This is a genomic window from Flavobacterium sp. 2, from assembly GCF_049949195.1.
In the GTDB taxonomy this organism is placed as follows: Bacteria; Bacteroidota; Bacteroidia; order Flavobacteriales; family Flavobacteriaceae; genus Flavobacterium.
The window spans coordinates 1,153,435-1,171,015 of record NZ_CP188206.1 but is presented as its reverse complement, the minus strand read 5'-3'; the positions used below and the strand labels follow the sequence as shown (position 1 = coordinate 1,171,015).

Genomic DNA, 17,581 nt, shown 5'->3' with positions numbered 1-17,581 from the left:
AATCACATATATAATAATAAGTCGTTGAAAATGAGTTTTTTGGGGTTTAATCGTTTAATTTTAAGAATTTCGGAATGCTTTAAACCTGAATAACGCCTAAATTGAATGGTTTTTGAATAGGAGCGTGGTTTGCAGCCTCGATTCCCATCGAAATCCATTTGCGTGTATCAAGCGGATCAATGATCGCATCTGTCCATAATCGTGAAGCAGCATAATAAGGCGAAGTTTGTTCATCGTATCGTGCTTTTATTTTATTGAAGAGCTCTGTTTCTTTGGCTTCATCTACAACTTCTCCTTTTGCTTTAAGCGAAGAAGCTTCAATTTGTGCCAAAACTTTAGCAGCTTGCGTTCCACCCATCACGGCAAGTTCCGCGCTTGGCCAAGCAAATATTAATCGAGGATCATAAGCTTTTCCACACATTGCGTAATTTCCTGCACCATAAGAATTTCCAACAATTACAGTAAATTTTGGTACAACGGAATTACTCACGGCGTTTACCATTTTTGCACCGTCTTTGATTATTCCTCCATGTTCAGATTTTGAGCCAACCATGAAACCGGTAACGTCCTGTAAAAAAACTAACGGAATTTTCTTTTGATTGCAATTTGCGATAAAACGAGTTGCTTTGTCAGCACTATCAGAGTAAATTACGCCTCCAAACTGCATTTCACCTTTTTTAGTTTTAACCACTTTTCGCTGATTCGCAATAATTCCAACCGCCCAGCCGTCAATTCTGGCATAACCTGTAATAAGAGATTGTCCGTAACCTTCTTTATAAGCTTCAAATTCTGAGTTATCAACCAAACGATTGATGATTTCCATCATATCATATTGTTCTGTACGGGCTTTTGGTAAAATTCCGTAAATATCTTTTGGGTCCAAAGCAGGTTTTTCAGCTTTGATACGGCTATAGCCAGCTTTATCAAAATCACCAATTTTATCTACAATATTTTTGATTTTGTCTAAAGCATCCTTGTCATCTTTAGCTTTATAATCAGTAACTCCAGAGATTTCACAATGTGTTGTTGCACCTCCTAAAGTTTCATTGTCGATAGTTTCACCAATTGCGGCTTTTACCAAATAACTTCCGGCAAGAAAAATACTTCCGGTTTTGTCTACAATCAAGGCCTCATCACTCATAATTGGCAAATAAGCGCCACCGGCAACACAGCTTCCCATAACGGCAGCGATTTGCGTAATTCCCATACTGCTCATTTGGGCATTATTTCTAAAGATGCGTCCAAAATGCTCTTTATCTGGAAAAATCTCATCCTGCATTGGCAGATAAACGCCTGCGCTGTCAACAAGATAAATTATTAGAAGTCTGTTTTCTATAGCGATTTCTTGCGCACGTAGGTTTTTCTTTCCTGTAATTGGAAACCATGCACCTGCTTTTACAGTAGCGTCATTGGCAACAACAATGCATTGTTTGCCTTTGATATAGCCAATTTTTACCACGACGCCACCAGAAGGACAACCGCCATGTTCTTTGTACATTCCTTCGCCGGCGAAACCTCCAATTTCAATATTTTCTGAATTTTCATCCAATAAATAAGCAATGCGTTCACGAGCTGTCATTTTTCCTTCGGAATGAAGTTTTGCAATTCGTTTTTCGCCTCCGCCTAGTTTTACTTTGGCAAATTTTTGTTTTAATTCTGAAAGTAGTAATTTATTGTGATCTTCGTTTTTATTGAAGTTTAAATCCATGATATAATATTGATTTTACAAAATAGTGTTGGCTAATTTACAAAATCAATTGAAATAAATGAGTTGCTTTACGAATTAAGAAAAAGTTTGTAAATGTTTTTTCAGATTTTTTCAAAACGACTTCAAGAATTATAAACCGATTATTTTTCTTTAATTTGTTTTTTCATACTAATTAGTATTTTTTATGTCTAAAGCTGCAAACACCCGATTAAACATTCTTCATAAAGCATTTGAATTGATCTATACAAAAGGCTATCAAACCACAAGTATAGATGAAATTATTGCGACAACTCAAGTTACAAAAGGTGCTTTTTATTACCATTTTAAAACCAAAGATGAAATGGGAGTTGCCATTATTGAAGAAATTCTAAAACCTACAATGCAGGAACATTTTATAAAGCCTACAGAAGCTTCTCAAAATCCTACAGAAGATTTTTATAATATGATTTCATATTTATTGCTCGAAGATCCTTTTTTGCAAGTAAAATACGGGTGTCCAGTTGGAAATCTTACGCAGGAAATGACGCCGTGGAATAATAAGTTTAGTGAAGCTTTGGCAGAATTGGTCGATTTATGGAAAGCAACGATTATAAATTCAATTGAAAAAGGGAAAGAATCCGGTTTGATTAGAAAAGATGTTGTGGGTGAACAAGTTGCTTTTTTCATCCTTTCGGGTTATTGGGGAATTCGAAATTTCGGAAAACTTCAAAACGATAATTCTTCTTATCTGGTTTATTTAAAGGAACTTAAAAGTTATTTAAATGGTTTGAAATAAAATTATTTTCCAAAAACATACTAATCAGTATGTTTTTGGATATATTTGCATTGTCTTAATCAAAAAACAATGTATCAAACTATTTTAGAAGGCCATTCTTTTATAAGATGGCTCGTATTGGTAAGCTTGTTATATTCTATTTATATCGCTTACAAAGGTTATTCTCAAAAACTTCCTTTTACTAAAAAGGATAACCTCATCCGTCACTGGACGGCTACAATTGCTCATATTCAGCTTATTTTTGGAATTTTGGTTTATGTGCAAAGTCCGATTGTGAAGTATTTCTGGAAAAATTTTAATGAAGCGATTCAAAATTTAAATGCTTCATTTTTTGGAATCATTCATATTGTTTTGATGTTACTTGCAATAGTTTTGATAACGATTGGTTCGGCTCTGGCAAAAAGAAAACTTTCTGATGAACAAAAGTTCAAAACTATGCTTATTTGGTTTTCTCTTGCCTTATTAATCATTTTTATTGCCATTCCGTGGCCATTTTCTCCTCTTGCAAACCGACCTTATTTTAGATAATTATGAAAAATTTACTGAAAACAAATACTGGAAGATTACGAATTATTGGATTCCTTGAAGGAACCTCACTTCTGATTTTGCTTTTTATAGCAATGCCTATGAAATATATTTTTGAAATGCCTTTTTTAACACGGCCAGTAGGAACAATTCATGGTGCTTTATTTTTACTTTTTGTTTTTAATACATTGAGTGTTGGAGTAGAGCAGAACTGGAAATTTGCCACGACAACCTGGAAAGTACTTTTGGCATGCATAATTCCGTTTGGTACTTTTTACATTGATTCTAAAATTTTAAGTAAAATTCAAAACCAGTAAAAATTATGATTTTTGTGTTCAAGACAAATGTTGACAGCATTTCGAAAGTGAAGAAAGTTACACCAAAACTAAATAGATTATTTCCTAATTCTAAATGGAATTTTGATCTCGAAGACTGCGATAATATTCTAAGATTTGAATGTAAAGATGATATTATCGAAAAAGTAATTTTTTTAATGAAAGTGATTGGCTTTGAATGTGAAGCTTTATAAAAACAAAAAACATCCGTTGCAGCGGATGTTTTTATATATAAAACAAAGTATAATTATTTTTTAGGAGCGCAAACCATTCGTTTTAGCATTGCCCATTGTTTAAGAGCATCTCTGGCTTCAACAGCAGGGTAACCCAACATTGTTTTTCCTGCAGGAACGTCTCCGGTGACACCCGATCCGGCACCAATTACTGCACCATCTCCAATACTTGTATGATCTTTTATTGATGCGCTTCCGCCAATGATAACGCCGTTTCCTAAAGTTACAGAACCTGCCAAACCACTGTTTCCAGCCATAATACAGAATTTACCTAATTTACTATTATGTCCAATTTGAACTAAATTATCGATTTTACAGCCGTCTCCCAAAACTGTTGAACTGAATTTTCCGCGGTCAACACAGGTATTTGCTCCAATTTCGACACCATTTCCAATAATAACATTTCCAATTTGTGGAATTTTTACAAGCCCGTTTTCTTTGCAGGGACGAAATCCAAAACCATCAGCACCAATAGTTGCATTTGGATGAATAATGCAGTCACTACCAATATGACAACGCTCGCGAACCACTGTTCCAGACCAGATAACGGTATTTTTTCCAATAGTGCATTCATCTAAAATCGTAACATTTGGATATAAAGTAACATTTGCGCCAATTTCTACTTTTGGACCAATATAACAGCCAGCACCAATTTTTGCGCCTTCAGCAATTACTGCGGTTTCATCGATGTTGGCTGTTTTGTGAATATTGCTGCGAAATATTGGTGCAGGAGGAGCAAAAAGGGCAAGTATTTGAGACATTGCCAAATCAGCATTTTTTACTTTGATAAAAGCACGATTTTCACCAGGCTCGATCGAAATATCTTCATTTACAACTGCTATTGATGCATTTGATGCAGACCAATGTTTTTCATATTTTTTATTTCCAATAAATGAAATTTGCGAAGTAGTTGCCTTTTCCAGTTGCTCGGTTGCATTAATGCTTTGAGAAGTTGAGCCGTATATCACGCCATTAATCACTTCGTTAATTTCTTGAATTGAATAGGATTTCATTTAATGTATTTAATAGTATTTGGGATTAATTTTTGCCAAATAAAATAAATTACATTTTAATTACCTAATATTATTAGTGCGTTTATTGAAAGATATTTAAAATAATAGTTTAAATATTACAAAATTAACACTTTAGATATTAAAATTTTGATGGTTTTTTAATTTTAAGACAAGTACAAATGTTGGTTTATATTGCTTAAAACGAAGTGGTTAGTTTTTTTGAAGGAATAAGAAAAGTTATTTTTTATTGATAAGCACTAACTTACATTTTTTTTGTTAATGGCACGTATATCAAAAAAAAACGATTCACTTTTAAAAAGGAATCGTTTCTTACTGTTTTTATTATTTAGTTTTAGAAAGAGAAACTGCATTTATGCAATAGCGCAAACCGCTTGGTGGCGGTCCATCTGGGAAAACATGCCCTAAATGTGCATCACAGACATTGCACACAACTTCAACCCGAATCATCCCGTATGATTTATCAGCATGATATCCAATTGAATTTTCTTTAATTGGTTGTGTAAAAGAAGGCCAGCCCGTTCCTGATTCAAATTTTTCGCTTGCATCAAAAAGAACCGTTCCGCAGCATTTACATTCGTATATTCCAGGATCAAATAAACTGCATAATTCTGAACTAAAAGATCTTTCGGTTCCTTTTAAGCGAGTAACCTGAAATTCTTCTGTCGTCAGAATTTGTTTCCATTCTTCTTCCGTTTTTTCCACTCTTTTATCTGGAGCAGGATTTCCTTTGTTTGTAAAATGAATTACATCAGCCCATTTTATCATAACTTGTTTTTTTAGTTTAAAGCTGTTTCAAGTTTCAGGTTTCAACTTTACTGTGACTGAAAACTGTAACTGTTTACTCTTCCTCCTTTTGTCCCATCATCATTAAATATGCTTTAAGGAATGGGTCTATATTTCCGTTCATTACACCGTCAACATCGCTGGTTTCGTAGCCTGTACGAACGTCTTTTACTAATTTATAAGGTTGCATAACGTAGTTACGAATTTGCGAACCCCATTCAATTTTCATTTTTCCGGCTTCAATATCGGCACGCTGTGCTTGTTGTTTTTTCAATTCAATTTCATACAATTGAGAACGAAGCATTTGCATGGCACGCTGTCTGTTGTCTTGTTGCGAACGTGTTTCAGAACACTGAATTTGAATTCCGGTTGGTTTATGAACCAACTGAACTTTTGTCTCAACTTTATTTACGTTCTGACCTCCGGCACCACTCGAACGAGAAGTCGTAATTTCGATATCGGCAGGATTAATGTCGATTTCAATACTATCATCAACAAGCGGATAAACGTAAACTGAGACGAATGAAGTATGACGTTTGGCATTACTATCAAAAGGTGAAATTCGAACCAAACGATGAACTCCATTTTCTCCTTTTAAATAACCAAAAGAATAATCACCTTCAAATTCTAAAGTCACGGTTTTGATTCCGGCAACGTCGCCTTCCTGACAGTTAAGTTCCTTGATTTTGTAACCATAGCTTTCGCCCCACATCATGTACATACGCATCAGCATTCCAGCCCAGTCGCAACTTTCCGTTCCACCGGCTCCGGCAGTAATTTGAACAACTGCGCTCAAACTATCACCTTCGTCAGAAAGCATGTTTTTGAATTCGATGTTTTCAATATGCGATTGTGCACCGCTGTATTGTTCGTCTAATTCCTCTACAGAAAGTTCACCTTCTTTATAAAAATCATAAGCAAGCTGAAGCTCATCTGTAAGTTCGACGGCTTTATCATAATCTTCAATCCATTTTTTCTTGTTTCGAAGATTTTTTACGATGTTTTCGGCTTCTTTCGGGTTGTTCCAAAAATCTGGCGCAAAAGTCTTTTCTTCTTCGTTTGCAATTTCGATTAGCTTGGCATCAACGTCAAAGATACCTCCTCAACGCACCAAGGCGCTCCACAATACCTTTTACTTGTTCGGCTGTTGTCATAAATTAATAAGTAGTTTTATTTGTTTTTTGCAGAAATTACATTCATTTGTTAGCGTAATTTCGTTTTACAAAAATAAGATTTAGTTTTTAGAATACAGCAATAAATTTAACATACAACCATTTGTGTGTAAATGATTAAAGCTTAGTTGTTTCGCGTTGTTTTTTGTTTTTTGAAAGATGCTATTTCTTGTTAAATAAGATAGTTTCTAAACTTAGGATTCAATTTTTGAATTATTAATACTAGTTTTATATGTTTTTTATAAATATTACGTTAATTTGGTTCTAAGTAATCAGCAAGTTAAAATTTATTAAAACTTGGGATTAATAACAAACAGTAATACGTAATTTTGCTGTCCAAAAAAGATATTAGTTTTATATGGAAATAAATTTAGTTAGCGATACCATTACTAAACCTACATACGAAATGCTGCAATATATGTTTAACGCACAAGTTGGCGACGATGTATACAAGCAGGATCCTACGGTTATCGAATTAGAAACAAGAGTAGCTGAATTTTTTGGTATGGAAGCTGGACTTTTTTTTCCGTCTGGAACTATGGCAAACCAAACCGCCATTAAACTGCATACGCAACCTGGCGAACAATTAATTGCCGATAAATTTGCACACGTTTACAATTATGAAGGAGGAGGTGTCTCTTTTAACAGCGGTGTTTCATGTTGTTTGTTAGATGGTGATCGAGGAATGATCAATGCATCTCAAGTCGCTGCAGCAATAAATGACCCAGAATTTTATCACAGTCCGTTAACAAGCTTGGTTTGTGTTGAAAATACAACAAACAAAGGAGGCGGGGCTTGTTATGAGCTGGAAGATTTAAGAGAAATCAAAAAAGTATGTGATGCTAATAATTTGAAATTCCATTTAGATGGAGCGAGAATTTGGAATGCATTAGTTGCTAAAAGACAGAATCCGAAGGAATTTGGAGCCATTTTCGATACAATTTCGGTGTGTTTGTCAAAAGGATTAGGTGCGCCAATTGGTTCAGTACTTCTTGGAAGTAAAGCTGATATTCATAGAGCATTAAGAATCAGAAAGATATTAGGTGGCGGAATGCGTCAAGTTGGTTATTTGGCTGCTGCCGGATTATATGCTTTGGCAAACAATATCGAAAGATTAGCCGAAGATCACAGAAGAGCGAAAGAAATCGGCGCAATTTTAAGCACGAAATCCTGGATTGCTTCTGTTGAACCAGTAGAAACTAATATTCTTATTTTCTCATTGGCAGAAGGTTACAGCGATACACTTTTAATTGAAAAATTAAAACAGAAAAATATTTTAATAAGTTCGTTAGGTCACAATAAATTAAGAATCGTTACGCACTTAGATTATAAAGAAGTGATGCATACGTATGTAATGGAAATCTTCTCGAAAATTTAGAAAAAAGATACTAAGGTTCTAAGTTACTAAGATTCTAAGGTTTTTGAATTGCTAAAAAAAAAGACGCACAATTTGTGCGTCTTTTTTTAATTTGGTAATGAAACTTAGCAACTTAGAACCTTAGTATCTTAGAATCTTTATTTAAAAAGATTATCCATTCCAGGAATCATTGGCATATCCATTTTTGCTACAGCGTCAAGTTCTCTTTCGTTTATGTTTGTAGCTTTTTCAATTGCTTTGTTTAATGTTACGATTAGATAATCTTCTAATTGTTCTTTATCTTCTAAAAGCGAATCATCAACAGAGATTGTTTTTATTTTTCTGCTTGCTGTAATTGTAATTTTCAATAATCCGTCAGCGCTTTGTTCATCAATTAAAACAGTGTCCAGGCGCTTTTTTGTATCTTCAATTTTTTGTTGGGTTTCTTTAAGTTTTCCCATCATTCCCATTAAATCCATTTTCTTGATTTTTTAAATTATTTCAGACAAAATTAGTATATTGCTATGGTAAATCAATAGAATATTTTATGAAAAAATTAATTTTCGTTCTCTTTTGATTGTAGTACTTTTGCCACTTCGTATTTAAAAATAAATGCTCAATCAATGCAAAACAATATAATGGCCCCAAAAGCCACAGAAATTCCAAAGAAACTTAAAAAACATAAAGAGACTAGAATTGATAATTATTTTTGGCTGAATGACCGTGAAAATCCAGAAGTTATTGATTATCTGAATAAAGAAAACGATTACTATCAAAATATGACCGCTCATACTAAAGGTTTGCAGGAATCTTTATATGAAGAAATGAAAAGCCGAATTAAGGAGGATGATTCTTCAGTGCCTTATTTTTATAATGGTTATTTCTACATTACACGTTTTGAAACTGGTCAGGATTATCCAATTTTTGCCAGAAAAAAAGCAAGCCTTTCGGCAGATGAAGAAATTTTGTTCAACTGCAACGAATTGGCAAAAGGACATGCTTATTTCAAATTAGGAGGCTTAAGCATTAGTCCGGATAATAAGTTTGCCAGTTTTGGAGTAGATATCGTTGGAAGAAGAATTTACACAGTTCAAGTCAAGAATCTGGAAACAGGAGAAATTCTTTCAGACAAAATTGAAAACGCCACAGGAAGTTCAGTTTGGGCAAACGACAATAATACATTGTTTTATACCAGACAAGATGAAGTTACTTTAAGAGCAGATAAAATTTTCAGACATAAATTAAACACAGATTCTGCAGCTGATGTTTTAGTTTATAATGAAACAGATGATACATTTAATGTTTCTGTACACAAAGAAAAGTCTAAAAAATACATTGTAATCAGCTCGGGAAGTACTTTAACGACAGAATACCGAATTTTGAATTCAGATAATCCTGACGGAGAATTTGAAGTCTTTCAGACACGAGTTCGCGGATTAGAATATAGTATTTCACATTTTGAAGATTCGTTTTATGTTTTAACCAATAAAGACAAAGCGACTAATTTTAAACTGATGAAAACGCCAGAAAATAAAACAGGCAAGAGAAATTGGGTAGATGTTATTCCGCACAGAGAAGATGTTTTGTTAGAAGATATCGAAATCTTTAAAAACTACTTAGTTGTTGAAGAACGCTCAAACGGTTTAAATCATATTAGAATCATGCCTTGGAATGGCGAGCCAGATTATTATTTGCCTTTTGGAAGCGAAACTTACAACGCTTACACGACAACAAATATTGATTTTGATACCGATATTTTACGTTACAGCTATCAGTCACTTGCAACGCCATCGTCTGTAATTGACTTTAATATGAAAACTAAAACTAAAGAGATCTTAAAAGAACAACAGGTTTTAGGAGGTAAATTTGATAAAGAAAATTACATTGAAGAGCGTGTTTGGGCAACTGCAAGAGACGGTGTGAAAGTGCCAATTTCGATGATTTATAGAAAAGGATTAGAGAAAAATGGCAAAAATCCGCTTTTATTGTATGCATATGGCTCTTACGGAATTACGATGGATACTTATTTCTCGTCAACAAGACTTTCGCTCTTAGACCGCGGATTTGTTTATGCCATCGCTCATATACGCGGTGGAGAAGACTTGGGAAGACAATGGTATGAAGACGGAAAACTGTTAAAAAAGAAAAATACCTTTACAGATTTCATCGATTGCTCTAAATTTGTAATAAACGAGAAATACACATCTTCTAAACATTTGTACGCAGAAGGCGGATCGGCAGGAGGGCTTTTAATGGGAGTTATAACAAATGAAGCTCCTGAATTATACAACGGAGTAATTGCTCAGGTTCCTTTTGTAGATGTCATAACAACAATGTTAGATGATACCATTCCGTTAACAACAGGAGAATACGACGAATGGGGAAACCCAAACAATAAAAAGTATTATGATTATATGTTATCGTACTCACCGTATGATAATGTAAAAGCGCAAAATTATCCAAATATGTATGTATCAACAGGATTGCATGATTCGCAGGTACAATATTGGGAGCCTGCTAAATGGGTAGCCAAATTGAGAAATATGAAAACAAACGAAAACCTTTTGTTTCTAGACACCAATATGGATGCCGGACATGGTGGTGCTTCAGGACGTTTTGAGGCTTTGAAGGACTTAGCAAAAGAATTTAGTTTTTTATTAGATTTAGAGAAAATTAAAAGCTAATTAGAAAAATTTTGTTAAATTTGCAACCTATCAGGGGTTTTAAAAAAACCTTTGATTAACTATTTTTTTATGAAAGAAGAAATAAATGCTTATAATAATGTTTTAGAATTAATAGGTAACACCCCACTTATTAAGCTAAATAAAATCACCGAAGAGTTAGAAGGAAATTTCTACGCAAAGGTAGAAGCTTTTAATCCAGGTCATTCCTCAAAAGATAGAATCGCGTTATATATTATTGAAGAAGCTGAGAGAAAAGGAATTTTGTCGCCAGGTGATACGATTATTGAAACTACGTCAGGAAATACAGGATTTAGTTTAGCAATGGTCAGCATTATTAAAGGATATAACTGTATTTTAGCAGTAAGTTCAAAATCATCTAAAGATAAGATTGACATGTTGAGAAGCCTTGGAGCAAAAGTTTATGTTTGCCCAGCGCACGTTTCAGCAGATGATGAAAGATCTTATTACAACGTAGCCAAGCGCTTACACGAAGAAACAAAAGGTTCTGTTTATATTAATCAATATTTCAATCAACTGAATATTGATGCGCACTACAATACTACAGGTCCTGAAATCTGGGAACAGACAAAAGGAAAAATCACACACTTAATTGCTTGCAGCGGAACAGGAGGAACAATTTCTGGAACTGCAAAATTCTTAAAAGAGCAAAATCCTAATATTAGAATTCTGGGTGTTGATGCTTTTGGTTCGGTATTAAAGAAATACCACGAAACAAGAGAATTCGACAACAAAGAGATTTATCCTTATCGTATAGAAGGTTTAGGTAAGAACTTGATTCCATCAGCTACAGATTTTGATATCATTGATAAATTCATGAAAGTAACTGACGAAGAAAGTGCGCATTCAGCAAGAGAGATCACTCGTAAAGAAGGATTGTTTGTTGGGTATACTTCTGGAGCAGTAATGCAGGCGATTAAGCAATATGCTGAAGAAGGTGAGTTTACTAAAGATAGTAATATCATTGCTATTTTCCCAGATCACGGTTCTCGCTACATGAGTAAAGTATTTAGTGATGACTGGATGAACGAACAAGGATTCTTTGATAGTATCAATGAAGAAGAAGTTCAAAAAATTGAATTTGTAAAGTAATTAAAGAATACTTTTCTAAATATAAAGCTCCATCGTATTGATGGAGCTTTTTTTTTGGGAGCAATTCAAGTGTATAATTTTCATAAACCATAAATTATAAGTTTATAAGTCAAATTATGTCTTTTGAGGCTAATGATTATAATTGCTTAATTATTGTAAATACCGTATTTATACGTAAGAAACTTTGTGTTTGATTGAAGTAAATTTAAAAAATTAATATTATTGTTAAGAGTATAAATAAATACAATTAACCGTTTAAAATCATCAATTTTTGTTATTTAAACGATTATTTAGGTTAGTTATCGAAAAAATTTCTGCTGAAAAACATAAAAATATAGTTTAGCAGTGTTAAAATGACACAATGTTTTTTAATAACCCTAAATCTATCGCTATGAAAAAATTACTACTCTCTTTAATGTTTGTAAGTTATTTGAATGCTACTGCGCAGAATCCTATTCAGGAGTTTAACTTCAACGGAACCTTAAACAATACTCAAAATACAATTACTTTCATGGGAGCGAATAATTTCGTTTCTGATCGTATGGGAAATCTTAATGGCGCTCAGCGACTAAATAACAAAGCTATGGAAGCTGTTATTGATGATTTGCCTCAAAATAATTCAGCAAGAACAATTAGCGTTTGGGTAAAACTGAATGACATCTCTAAAGCAAATTATATTTTGGGATATGGTACAGCTTATAATGCACAATATTATGGATTATTGCAGCAAGGTACGTCTTCTTCAAATTCGGATTTAAGTATGGCAGGATGGGGAGCAAGCAATGATGTAATTGTTTCTACTCCGTTAGCAAAAGCGACTTGGTACCATTATGTCATTACATTTGATGGAAAAATATCTAAAATCTACCGTGACGGAGTAATGTTGAAATCCGTAACTGGAATTGAGCGTTCTACGAAAGGCAATATTTTTAGACTTGGAGAAATAAATACTACCGTAGGCATTAATGCTGATATAGATGATTTGAAAATCTACAATGTTGCAATGACAGATGAACAAGTTGCTGCGCTTTATGATGAATCTAAACCTATAGTTGCTATTGTTGCAGAAGCTGCAACGCCCAAAGTTGTCCCAGCCAAAACGGCTACTGGAAAAACTAAAGTTGCTGTTAAAGCGGCGCCGTCAAATGCAATTATTGCAAATAGTGATGTAAATGGAGATAAAAATGTTGAAGTTTATTCACAAGGACAAAAAATCATTGGAAATAATTCCATGAGTATTAGTGATTTACCAGAAGGTACTTATTTGTTGAAAATTACAAATGCACCATCAAAAAAAATCACATCAAAGTAAAGAAATTTGGTTAATAGAAATAGTTAGTTAGTTTTTAGTTTTTTTTATCATGTTGTTTAGTGAGCAATTTATTTTGGATAGTGGAAAAAAGCCTTCTGTATCTCAGAGGGCTTTTTTTAAAGTTGTTTTGTAAAAATGTTTTTACAAATTCTGAAAAGAAATGCTGGCTAATTTTTATGTTTATAATTTTAATAAGAATATCTTATTTTTCCACACGATGTTTTTGGTAACGTTGAATTAAAATTATATTTTTAACAAAATTTTTGAAATAACAGAATACTTTAAAATAGTTAAGAGATACCCTAAATCCCCCTTAAAATATTAAATATGAAAAGATTATTACTTACGTTAATGTTTGTAACTTTTTTGACTACTAATGCCCAAAATCCTGTTCAGGAATTCACATTTAATGGAAATTTAAATAGTACGGACAATACTATTTCATTATTAGGTACTCCAAATTTTGTTGCCGATAGAGCAGGAACTCCAAAAGCAGCTCAACGACTTACTAATAAATTTTTGCAAGGTGTAGTAGGGGAACTTCCTCAGGAAAATAAGCCGAGAACTATATCTTTCTGGGTGAAATTTAATACGGTTGCTTCAGCAAATTATATCTTGGGGTACGGAACTCCAACAAATTCTCAATTTTTCGGATTATTGCAGCAACCTGCAGTTTCAGGAAATTCAGATGTAAGCCTTGTTGGGTGGGGTGATGCTAATAATGTTATTGTTTCTGTGCCTCTTCAAAAAGAAGTTTGGTATCAATATAGTATGACCTATGATGGTAATAATTCTAAATTATATCGTAACGGAGAATTGATAAAATCAGCAACAGGAATTGCACGAGCAACGAAAGGTTATATTCTTAGATTAGGCCAAATAAATGGAACAACTACTATTAACGCTGATATAGACGATCTTAAAATATATAATGTTGCCATGACTGATGAGCAGGTATTGGAATCTTATAATAGCTCAAAACCAGTCGCTGGTCGTGTCGCTGAAACTGCTCCGGTTTCGAGTGGAGTGAAAAAAGTTGCAGTTGCTGCTCCACCTGCAAAAACTGTTGCACCTTCAAAACCAACAACGCCTGTAGTAACGACTTCAACAGATGCTAATACCGCTACAACTACAACTAAAACTGTTGAGGTTTTTTCTCAAGGAAGAAAATTAACTGGAAGTAATGCTTCTAACATTGGTGATTTACCAGAAGGAACCTACTTATTGAAAATAACAAATAAAAAATAATACGTTTCACTTTATAGCAAAGTCAAATAAAAAAAGCCTTCTGAAATTTCAGAAGGCTTTTTTTATTAGTGTTTTTTCTGTTGTCCTGGAGCATAAGCTTTTGCGCTTTTGTCTCCATTCATTTTTTTTGCTTGTCCTGGCGGTACTTTTTTACCTGTTGGTGCCGGACCCGGGCCTGTATGTACATGAGTACTGCAGCTTATAACGCTTAGAACTAAAAACAAAAGCACAAGTGTAATTACCGCTATTTTTGTGTATTTTGATGTTTGCATTTTTATATTATTTTTTTGTTTGAGGTGTTGCAAATATAATGGTTAAAATGTTTTTTGGAAATATTGGTTCTAGTTTAAAATCATTACAAACAAAAAAGCTCTGAAAAAATCCAGAGCTTTGATATTTTTTTGAGTAAAAAACTATTCTTCTTTCATTGTATGATAAACGTTCATAACGTCATCATCTTCTTCGATTTTTTCGATTAGTTTTTCAACGTCAGCGATTTGAGCTTCAGTCAATTCTTTAGTTATTTGAGGAATACGCTCAAAACCAGAAGATAAAATTTCTAAACCTCTGTTTTCTAATTCTTTTTGTAAAGCACCAAAACTTCCAAAAGGAGCGTAGATTAAGATTCCGTCTTCGTCTTCAAAAACTTCTTCAGCACCAAAATCAATTAATTCTAATTCTAATTCCTCAGCATCAAGACCATTATTGGCAATTCTGAAATTGCAAGTGTGATCAAACATAAATTCAACTGAACCCTGAGTTCCCATTGTTCCGTTGCATTTGTTGAAATAACTACGGATGTTTGCTACTGTTCTATTATTATTGTCAGAAGCTGTTTCAATCAAGATTGCGATTCCGTGAGGCGCATATCCTTCAAAAAGAATTTCTTTATAGTTGGCAGTATCTTTATTACTTGCATTTTTAATCGCGCGCTCCACATTGTCCTTAGGCATGTTAGCCGCTTTCGCGTTTTGTATTACAGCTCTTAATCTAGAATTGGCATCTGGGTTTGGTCCGCCTTCTTTAACAGCCATAACGATATCTTTACCAATTCTGGTAAATGTTTTGGCCATCGCTGACCAACGTTTCATTTTTCTTCCTTTTCTAAATTCGAACGCTCTTCCCATTTCTAATTATTAGTTTTGTGATGCAAAAATACGGTTATTCCTTATTTTTCCAAAAACAATACTATTCTTTTTTTTAATGTTTTAAGTTTCACGTTTCAGGTTTCAAGTTCAGATGAGAACGTGAAACCTGAAACAAAATAGTTATTTCGAAGCATTAAATTCATTGATGACATTTACAGCTTCATTCAAATACGGATTCGTTTTTAAATTGTCGATCTGATATTGATTTACGGTTTTGTCGTTAGGATAAACCCCAAGCAAAAATTGATTTACAGTTGAATTGTAAACATCCAGCGGATTGTTTTCGTCATTGAAAGTATTGATTTCTTTCCAAAGGGAATTGACTAGTTTTTTTTGCTTGAAAACTGCATCTAAAGTCATAGGAAGTTCAGCTTTTGGCGTATTTACAATTTGATCAATTTTTTGGTTTATTTTTTTGATGTCGTTAAAATAATAATTATCAGCCAGTCGCGCCGCTGAATTTTTAGCTAATTTATCAATCAACGGACGTTTTGCATAAGGTTTGTATTTTAAGAAAGGTTCAATGCTGTCGTTTTTAATCGCGGTTGGGAAATCACTTTCTTTTTGATAAACGTCTTCATAAAATTCAGGAAGAACCACATCAGGTTTTACACCAACATATTGGTGACTTTTTCCTGTAACACGATAAAATTTGTTAATCGTAATTTTTAAAAAGTCTGTATTTTTTTGCTCATCAAGAGAAAGAATAGTCTGCATAGTTGCTTTTCCAAGAGTAGTGCTTCCTATTAAAAGAGCGCGATTATAATCTTGCAGAATAGAAGCAAAAAATTCACTTGCCGATGCCGTATTGCTGTTTACAAGAATTACGATTGGGCCTTTGTAAATTAGTCCTCTATAAGGATCGTTTATTACAGATTTCTCTTTTTTATTATCAATTACAATTGAAATCGGACCGTAATCGATAAACATTCCGGCTAATTTTATGGCTTCTTCCATCGAACCGCCACCGTTGTCAATCAAGTCGATTACTAGACCTTGTATATTGTCTCTTTCAAGTTTCATTACCTCGCGGGCAACATCATCAGCGCAGCCTTTTCGGTTGTTTTCGTCTAAATCAGCATAAAAACTAGGAATTTTGATGTAGCCAATTTTACTGTCTTTGCCAATAATAAAACTGTAAACCGAATTATCTTCATCTTTCATGACTTGTTTTTCAATATAAACATCAAAGCTTTTTCCTGAGTTTCGTTTCAGCGTAAGCGTAATACTTTTATTGGATTCTGATAAAATCATGGTCGAAATCGATTCTAATGATGAACAGGAAACCTTTAAAGTTTCTTTCTGGTTCGATATAGAAATAATCTGATCGCCTTTTTTGATAAGTCCCGTTTGATATGCAGGTCCGTTTGGATCGATTTCTGCAATAATAATTTCATTTTTTTCATTCAGATTTACGCTCATTCCCAATGAAAGATGTTCTTTAGACAATGAAGCCACAAAACTGGTTTTTGAATCATCACTGAAATAAGCCGTATGCGGATCAAAATAAGTGCAGAAATAATTATAAAGGTTTTCTTCTTGTTTGATTTTGTTTTCTAACAATGTGTTTATTCGGCAAATTTCATTCGACAAAATCATCTGTTTTGTTGCCGTTTCAATTGATTTGAAGTTGGCTTTTACAGAATCAAGATTTTCACTGCTTTCGGCCATTTCATCCAAAATCTGATAACGCAGTTTTTTAAGCCATACTTTTTCCAGATCTTCTTTTTTTAAATAAAAAGGAAAAGCTTTTTTGTAAAATCGGATAGTGTCTTTTGTGGTATAATCAATATTGGCCGATTGAATTTTTTCTAAAACCGCTTTCGTTCTCAAAAGCCCGGTTTTATATTTTGAAGTAATATCGTCTAAGAAACTACAGTCGTTGTTCAGAATTAAATCGTCTAAATTAAATCGATATTTTTTAGACATTTCGTCATATTCGGTTTTAAAAAAGATGTTTCGTGACGGATCTAATTCATTGATTAGGTTATCAAAAACAAAAACCGACAAGCTGTCGTTTACAGGTTTTGGGCGAATATGCTCACTCTGGACAAGCGCATTAATTTTATTTAAAATCTCGCATGTCTGAGTGCTATTTTGACTAAATAGAACAGTTGAAGTCAGCAGAAATACTAATAATAGGCTTTTCATAAATCT

At 33.5% G+C, this 17,581-nt stretch carries 17 protein-coding genes; 9 read left to right on the top strand and 8 right to left on the bottom strand.

Annotation, left to right across the window (positions count from 1 at the left end; genetic code table 11):
• Positions 1–79: 79 nt before the first annotated feature.
• Complete coding sequence (locus tag ACNFIH_RS04880; RefSeq protein WP_426485729.1) at positions 80–1,708, bottom strand: acyl-CoA carboxylase subunit beta; 1,629 nt, start codon at positions 1,706–1,708, stop codon at positions 80–82.
• 184 nt (positions 1,709–1,892) lie between these two features.
• On the opposite strand from ACNFIH_RS04880, the gene ACNFIH_RS04875 reads away from it, so the two are divergent.
• The 4 genes from ACNFIH_RS04875 to ACNFIH_RS04860 all read left to right on the top strand — a co-directional run bounded on the left by ACNFIH_RS04875 (position 1,893) and on the right by ACNFIH_RS04860 (position 3,537).
• Positions 1,893–2,483: a TetR/AcrR family transcriptional regulator gene (locus ACNFIH_RS04875; protein WP_426485728.1), complete on the top strand. Its 591-nt coding sequence runs from the start codon at positions 1,893–1,895 to the stop codon at positions 2,481–2,483.
• Positions 2,484–2,552: 69 nt separating this feature from the next.
• Positions 2,553–3,011, top strand: a complete 459-nt coding sequence (locus ACNFIH_RS04870; RefSeq protein WP_426485727.1) for a hypothetical protein — start codon at positions 2,553–2,555, stop codon at positions 3,009–3,011.
• A gap of 2 nt (positions 3,012–3,013) precedes the next feature.
• Positions 3,014–3,325: a DUF3817 domain-containing protein gene (locus ACNFIH_RS04865; protein ID WP_426485726.1), complete on the top strand. Its 312-nt coding sequence runs from the start codon at positions 3,014–3,016 to the stop codon at positions 3,323–3,325.
• 5 nt (positions 3,326–3,330) lie between these two features.
• Positions 3,331–3,537: a hypothetical protein gene (locus tag ACNFIH_RS04860; RefSeq protein WP_426485725.1), complete on the top strand. Its 207-nt coding sequence runs from the start codon at positions 3,331–3,333 to the stop codon at positions 3,535–3,537.
• A gap of 53 nt (positions 3,538–3,590) precedes the next feature.
• Here the strand turns inward: ACNFIH_RS04860 and lpxD are convergent, their stop codons facing one another.
• The 3 genes from lpxD to prfB all read right to left on the bottom strand — a co-directional run bounded on the left by lpxD (position 3,591) and on the right by prfB (position 6,547).
• The gene (lpxD, locus tag ACNFIH_RS04855) at positions 3,591–4,589 is read right to left on the bottom strand and encodes a UDP-3-O-(3-hydroxymyristoyl)glucosamine N-acyltransferase (protein ID WP_426485724.1); all 999 of its coding nucleotides are present in this window, start codon (positions 4,587–4,589) and stop codon (positions 3,591–3,593) included.
• 342 nt (positions 4,590–4,931) lie between these two features.
• Positions 4,932–5,375 carry a peptide-methionine (R)-S-oxide reductase MsrB gene (msrB, locus tag ACNFIH_RS04850; RefSeq protein WP_426485723.1) on the bottom strand — a complete coding sequence of 148 codons (444 nt, stop codon included), beginning with the start codon at positions 5,373–5,375 and terminating at the stop codon, positions 4,932–4,934.
• A 73-nt stretch (positions 5,376–5,448) separates the two neighbouring features.
• A protein-coding gene (gene prfB, locus ACNFIH_RS04845) for a peptide chain release factor 2 (RefSeq protein WP_426485722.1) occupies positions 5,449–6,547 on the bottom strand; the annotation gives its coding sequence in 2 pieces (ribosomal slippage) (positions 5,449–6,483 and positions 6,485–6,547; 1,098 coding nt in all).
• A gap of 376 nt (positions 6,548–6,923) precedes the next feature.
• Here prfB and ACNFIH_RS04840 point away from each other — a divergent pair.
• Positions 6,924–7,943 carry a threonine aldolase family protein gene (locus ACNFIH_RS04840; RefSeq protein ID WP_426485721.1) on the top strand — a complete coding sequence of 340 codons (1,020 nt, stop codon included), beginning with the start codon at positions 6,924–6,926 and terminating at the stop codon, positions 7,941–7,943.
• Positions 7,944–8,080: 137 nt separating this feature from the next.
• On the opposite strand, the gene ACNFIH_RS04835 is transcribed toward ACNFIH_RS04840, so the two are convergent.
• The gene (locus ACNFIH_RS04835) at positions 8,081–8,401 is read right to left on the bottom strand and encodes a YbaB/EbfC family nucleoid-associated protein (RefSeq protein WP_035648504.1); all 321 of its coding nucleotides are present in this window, start codon (positions 8,399–8,401) and stop codon (positions 8,081–8,083) included.
• A 144-nt stretch (positions 8,402–8,545) separates the two neighbouring features.
• Between ACNFIH_RS04835 and ACNFIH_RS04830 the strand changes: the two genes are divergently transcribed.
• The 4 genes from ACNFIH_RS04830 (at position 8,546) to ACNFIH_RS04815 (ending at position 14,276) form a co-directional block, all read left to right on the top strand.
• Positions 8,546–10,606, top strand: a complete 2,061-nt coding sequence (locus ACNFIH_RS04830; protein ID WP_426485720.1) for a S9 family peptidase — start codon at positions 8,546–8,548, stop codon at positions 10,604–10,606.
• A 69-nt stretch (positions 10,607–10,675) separates the two neighbouring features.
• A complete protein-coding gene (locus ACNFIH_RS04825) occupies positions 10,676–11,716 on the top strand; it encodes a PLP-dependent cysteine synthase family protein (RefSeq protein ID WP_142449450.1) in 1,041 nt (346 codons plus the stop codon).
• 391 nt (positions 11,717–12,107) lie between these two features.
• Positions 12,108–13,028, top strand: coding sequence for a LamG domain-containing protein (locus tag ACNFIH_RS04820; protein WP_426485719.1), 921 nt, complete (start codon positions 12,108–12,110; stop codon positions 13,026–13,028).
• 327 nt (positions 13,029–13,355) lie between these two features.
• A complete protein-coding gene (locus tag ACNFIH_RS04815; protein ID WP_426485718.1) occupies positions 13,356–14,276 on the top strand; it encodes a LamG domain-containing protein in 921 nt (306 codons plus the stop codon).
• 65 nt (positions 14,277–14,341) lie between these two features.
• Here the strand turns inward: ACNFIH_RS04815 and ACNFIH_RS04810 are convergent, their stop codons facing one another.
• From ACNFIH_RS04810 to ACNFIH_RS04800, 3 genes are all read right to left on the bottom strand, one after another.
• Positions 14,342–14,548, bottom strand: coding sequence for a hypothetical protein (locus ACNFIH_RS04810; RefSeq protein WP_426485717.1), 207 nt, complete (start codon positions 14,546–14,548; stop codon positions 14,342–14,344).
• A 141-nt stretch (positions 14,549–14,689) separates the two neighbouring features.
• The gene (locus tag ACNFIH_RS04805; RefSeq protein WP_026729302.1) at positions 14,690–15,403 is read right to left on the bottom strand and encodes a YebC/PmpR family DNA-binding transcriptional regulator; all 714 of its coding nucleotides are present in this window, start codon (positions 15,401–15,403) and stop codon (positions 14,690–14,692) included.
• Between the two features lie 141 nt (positions 15,404–15,544).
• Positions 15,545–17,575 (bottom strand): carboxy terminal-processing peptidase, encoded by a 2,031-nt coding sequence (locus tag ACNFIH_RS04800; RefSeq protein WP_426485716.1) that lies wholly within the window; start codon positions 17,573–17,575, stop codon positions 15,545–15,547.
• Positions 17,576–17,581: the final 6 nt, after the last annotated feature.